This window comes from Micromonospora foliorum (assembly GCF_022229015.1).
Classification (GTDB): domain Bacteria; phylum Actinomycetota; class Actinomycetes; order Mycobacteriales; family Micromonosporaceae; genus Micromonospora; species Micromonospora foliorum.
Genome location: NZ_JAKKFF010000369.1, coordinates 1 through 5,100, shown reverse-complemented (window position 1 = coordinate 5,100; position 5,100 = coordinate 1). Strand labels below are relative to the sequence as shown.

Genomic DNA, 5,100 nt, shown 5'->3' with positions numbered 1-5,100 from the left:
TCGACTCGCCGCTCGGGGTCGCCGTCCGTGCTCCCCGGTGCGACGACGGTCCGCGCGGACGTGTCCGCGTCGCTGCGATCGGTTAAGTCGGCGCTGTCGTCGAGGTCGTCGCTGTCGGTGTCGCGGCGGTGCAGCTCGGCGGTGGGGTCGGCGCGCAGGCCCTCCCGCTCGCCGTCCTCGGCGCCGTCGCCCGGCTGGGCGGTCCGCTCGGCCCGGGGGTCCGGTTGATCCTGCGGGTGTGGGCTGGCCAGCGCGGAGGCGGCCACCGCGTCGGCCACCGTGGTGGCGCCGAACGTCGTCGGCAGCGGCCCCGGCTCGTGGAAACCGCCCTCGTCGGTGTCGCTCCGGCGGCGTGGGTCGGAGTCGTCGGTCAGCTCGTCGTCGGCCGGGTCGTACGCGGGATCCCGGCCGGTGTCGTCGGTCCGCTCGTGGGCGGCGGTCTGGTCGTCGAAGGTGCCCCGGTCGTCGAGGGCGTCCTCAGGGACGTCGGAGCGGCCGGCCCGGTCGCCGGCCGGGGGTACCGGCACGGGCGCGGACCGGACGGCCTCCGGGTGGTCGTTGCTCACCTGCTGCTCTTCCTGGCGCATCGGTGGCCTCCTCAGCGGCTCGTGGCGTCGTGGTCCGGGTGGTGGCGCTGTTCGGGCGTACGGTTGCCGACCGGCTCCTCGCCCAGCAGGTCGGCGAAGAGTGCGCGGTAGTGCACGACCGCCTGCCGCAGTTCCTCGGTGCTGGCCTCGCCCCGGGAGTTGCGCAGGTGGATCTCGTGCGCGTCCCGGTAGTTGGTCAGCGTGCGGGCGTGCTCGACGGAAAGGTGGGCGATCTGGTCGGAGAAGTCGCCGGTCGGGTAGCCCTGCTCCTCGATGAGCCGGGTGACCAGTTCGTCCGCGTCGCCCACGGTCTCGCCGGGGGAGTCGATGAAGCGGACCTGGAGTTCCTCCCAGGCGGCGCTGTACCGGGCCCGGGACTCCGGGCTGAGTGGGGTGAGCGTGAGCTCGGCATGCCGGCGTTCCCGGTCGCGCAGCTCGCGCTCGGCGGCGGACCGGCTGTCCTGTTCCGCCACCACCCGGTCGTACTCCGGCCCGAACCGGTTGCGCAGCGCGCGACGGCGACCGAGCGAGCGGGCGGCCACGGCCAGAGCCGCGACGATCACCAGCACGACGAGCACGATGACGATTATCTGCGTGGGCGACATGGGCTCCTCCTTCGTCTCCTGGTATTCCCTCTGCGCAGTGATCGCCAATCCCGATCCGAGACACTTTCCTGACCGGGGCCGCAACTGCCCGCCAAACCAAAACTTGACTCATTCCAGAAAAGGCGCTTGGGTGGGGTGATGCACCCACAGCCCAGCAAGCCGATCCTCACCACCCGGCAGGGTCACCCCGTGCACAACAACCAGCAGCAGCGGACGGTCGGCTCGCGCGGCCCCGCCACGCTGGAGAACTACCACTTCCTGGAGAAGATCAGCCATTTCGACCGGGAGCGGATCCCGGAGCGAGTGGTGCACGCCCGCGGTTTCGTCGCACACGGCGAGTTCGAGGCGTACGGGACCATCGGCGACGAACCGGCCGCGACGTACACCCGGGCCAAGCTGTTCCAGGTCAAGGGCAGGAAGACGCCGGTAAGCCTGCGCTTCTCCACGGTCATCGGCGGCCGGGACTCCTCCGAGGCCACCCGCGACCCGCGTGGCTTCGCGGTGAAGTTCCGCACCGAGGACGGCAACTGGGACCTGGTCGGCAACAACCTGCCGGTCTTCTTCATCCGAGACGCGATCAAGTTCCCCGACGTCATCCACTCGCTGAAGCCGGACCCGGTGACCTTCCGTCAGGAGCCAAACCGGATCTTCGACTTCATGTCCAACACCCCCGAGTCGATGCACATGCTGACCTGGCTGTTCAGCCCGCGCGGCATCCCGGCCAACTACCGGACGCAGGACGGCTTCGGTGTGAACACCTACCGGATGGTCAACGCCGCGGGCGAGGGCGTGCTGGTCAAGTACCACTGGAAGTCGCAGCAGGGCATCGAGTCGCTGACCGAGGAACAGGCGGCGGCCATCCAGGCCAGCGAGTTGGGCCACGCCTCCAAGGACCTCTACGAGGCCATCGAGCGCGGCGAGTGCCCCCGGTGGGAGCTGCACGTCCAGCTCATGAGCGACGACGAGCACCCGGAGCTGGACTTCGACCCGCTGGACGACACCAAGACGTGGCCGGAGGACGCGTTTCCGCTGCGCCCGGTCGGCATGATGACGCTCAACCGCAACGTGAGCAACGTCCACAACGAGAACGAGCAGATCGCCTTCGGCACCGGCGTACTGGTCGACGGCCTGGACTTCTCCGACGACAAGATGCTCGTCGGACGGACGTTCTCCTACTCGGACACCCAGCGCTACCGGGTCGGCCCGAACTACCTCCAACTGCCGATCAACGCGCCACGCGAGGACGTCCAGGTCAACACCAACCAGGACGGCGGCCAGATGTCGTACGGGGTGGACAACCGGGCCGGCAACCCGCACATCAACTTCGAGCCGTCCTCGGTGGCCGGTCTCGACCAGGCCGACGAGTCGTACCGGGAGTACCGGCCGTTCGTCTCGGGTCAGGTCATGCGGGCGCCGATCGAGCGGCAGAACAACTACGCCCAGGCTGGCGAGCGCTTTCGCACCATGCCCCAGTGGGAGCGCGACGACCTGGTGAAGAACCTGGTCAACCTGTTGGGTCAGTGCGACAAGCACATCCAGCAGAAGATGGTCTGGCACTTCAGCCAGTGCGACGACTCCTACGGTCGGCGGGTCGCCGAAGGCCTCGGCATCGCCGACCACGCCTGATCCCCACCGTCGGTCGCAGGCTCCGCCGGCAGCGCGACAACGGCCCCGCCGCACACGAACGCCCCGCCGGTCCGCCGACGGGGCGTTCGCCATTCCCACCCCCCGCACATCCCGGAGCGTCGATGTCGGCGCGACGGGCGGTAGTGCAACGGCCCTCGATTACGTATCCTGCCCAAGGCGCCCGCGCCGGTGCCCGGTGACACGGCCGGGCACGCAGCCGGCCGGCGCGTTGCCCGGCGGTGCCGGCGCCCCTCCTGCCACCCCTGTACGGGCGAGGTCTGATGAGAACCCGCGACTGGCCGATCCGCTCGAAGCTGACCGCGTTGGTCGTCGCACCGGTGACCGCGCTCCTGGCACTGTGGATCTTCGCAACCACCCTGACCTTCGGTCCCGCCCTGAACCTGCTCTCCGCCCGCACCCTCCTGTACGACCTGGGTCGCCCCGGCGAGACCGTGGTCACCGAGCTGCAACGGGAACGCCGGCTCTCGGCGGTGCAGCTCGCCGGCAACACCGAGCTGCCCGCCCTCGCCGAGCAGCGCGGGCGCACCGACCGGGCGGTCGCCGAGCTGCGCCGCCGGGTGGACGGGGAAGCCCTCCGCGACGCCGCGGACGACCTGCTGGAGACCCGGGTCGACCAGCTGGTCAGCACCCTGGCGGCGCTGCCCAGCGGGCGGAAGTTCATCGACGACCGCAAGGTGGACCGGGCCGGCGCGATCGGCCTGTACAGCGGCATGGTCTCCGCGGCCTTCCAGGCGTTCGCCGGCATGGCGACCCTGACCGACCCGGCCATCAACCGGCAGGCACTGGCGCTCACCGCACTGGGTCGCTCCCGGGAACTGCTCGGCCAGAGCGACGCGCTGCTGGCCGGCGCGCTGACCGCCGGGCGGTTCGCCGAGGGGGAGCACACCCAACTCGTACAGGCCATCGGCAACCAACGGTGGCTCACCGAGAGCGCCGTGGCCGACCTGCCCGAGAGCAGCCGGATCGCCTACCAACGGTTGACCGAGGGCGAGGCGTTCACCCGGCTGCGCACGATGCAGGACGCTTTGGTCGTACCCAACCGGTCCGGCCGGCCGGCGGTCGACGCGGCGGCCTGGCAGGCCAGCCAGGACGCGGTGCAGCAGCAGTTGCGGAACTTCGAACTGTCCGAGGCCGACGCTCTCACCGACCGCTCGGTGCCGATGGCGGTCCGCATCCTGGTGCGGCTGGCCGCCGCCGGCGTGCTCGGGCTCGTCGCCGTGGTCGTCTCGGTGCTGGTGGCGCTGCGGGTCGGCCGCACCCTGGTCCGGCGGCTCAGCGGCGTCCGCACCGCCGCGCTGGAACTGGCCGAGCACCGATTGCCCGACGTGGTGACCCGGTTGCGCCGTGGCGAACAGGTCGACGTCGCCCGGGAGGCGCCGCCGCTGGAGTACGGCCACGACGAGATCGGCGAGGTCGGGCGCGCCTTCACCGAGGTGCAGCGCACCGCAGTACAGGCCGCGGTGGACGAGGTCACCCTGCGTCGCGGGCTCAACGAGGTCTTCCTCAACATCGCCCGACGCAGCCAGAGCCTGGTGCACCGTCAGTTGCACCTGCTGGACCGGATGGAACGGCGTAGTGAGGACCCGGACGAGCTGGCCGAGCTGTTCCAGGTCGACCACCTGGCCACCCGACTGCGCCGGCACGCCGAGGACCTGGTCATCCTCGCCGGCTCCGCGCCCGGCCGGGGTTGGCGAAACCCGGTCGCGATGGTCGACCTGATCCGCGGCGCGATCTCCGAGGTCGAGGCGTACGAACGGGTGGACGTCACCGCCGTGCAACCGGCCGGCGTGCTGGGGCGGGCGGTCGGTGACGTCATCCACCTCCTCGCCGAGCTGGTCGAGAACGCCACCGCCTTCTCCCCGCCGGACACCCGGGTCACCGTCACCGGGGCCCAGGTGGCCAACGGGTACGCCCTGGAGATCACCGACCAGGGGCTGGGCATGTCCGACGCCGCGCTGGAGGCGGCCAACACCCGACTGGCCAGCTCGCCCGAGTTCGACCCGGCGCAGAGCGCCCGACTCGGCCTGTTCGTGGTGGCCCGGCTGGCGGCCCGACACGGCGTACGGGTGCGGTTGCGCCCCTCCGGTGAGGGCGGCGTGACCGCCGTGGTGCTCGTCCCCGGTGACCTGGTCACCACCGAACCGCCGGCCGGCCCCGACCCCGCCACGCTCGGCGCCGCGTCGGCCGACCCGAGCCGGCGGCTGGCCCGGACGGCGCGCCGGGGCACCGTGACCCGTCCCCGTACCCGACCGCCGACGGCC

General features: G+C 71.4%; 3 protein-coding genes and 1 pseudogene. 2 read left to right on the top strand and 2 right to left on the bottom strand.

The features are described from left to right. Nucleotides 1–587: pseudogene (locus PSH25_RS24805) on the bottom strand (hypothetical protein); the annotation flags it as partial. Between the two features lie 11 nt (nucleotides 588–598). After that, nucleotides 599–1,192 carry a hypothetical protein gene (locus tag PSH25_RS24800; RefSeq protein WP_238661357.1) on the bottom strand — a complete coding sequence of 198 codons (594 nt, stop codon included), beginning with the start codon at nucleotides 1,190–1,192 and terminating at the stop codon, nucleotides 599–601. Nucleotides 1,193–1,330: 138 nt separating this feature from the next. Between PSH25_RS24800 and PSH25_RS24795 the strand changes: the two genes are divergently transcribed. Together PSH25_RS24795 and PSH25_RS24790 are read left to right on the top strand one after the other, a co-directional pair. Then, nucleotides 1,331–2,818: a catalase gene (locus PSH25_RS24795; protein ID WP_238661356.1), complete on the top strand. Its 1,488-nt coding sequence runs from the start codon at nucleotides 1,331–1,333 to the stop codon at nucleotides 2,816–2,818. Between the two features lie 281 nt (nucleotides 2,819–3,099). After that, nucleotides 3,100–5,100 (top strand): sensor histidine kinase (locus PSH25_RS24790; protein WP_238661355.1); only part of this gene is annotated, 2,001 nt, incomplete at its 3' end.

Bases quoted from the DNA above. Each gene is read 5' to 3' on its own strand.
- PSH25_RS24800 (WP_238661357.1), bottom strand. From the start codon at position 1,192: ATGTCGCCCACGCAGATAATCGTCATCGTGCTCGTCGTGCTGGTGATC.
- PSH25_RS24795 (WP_238661356.1), top strand. From the start codon at position 1,331: ATGCACCCACAGCCCAGCAAGCCGATCCTCACCACCCGGCAGGGTCAC.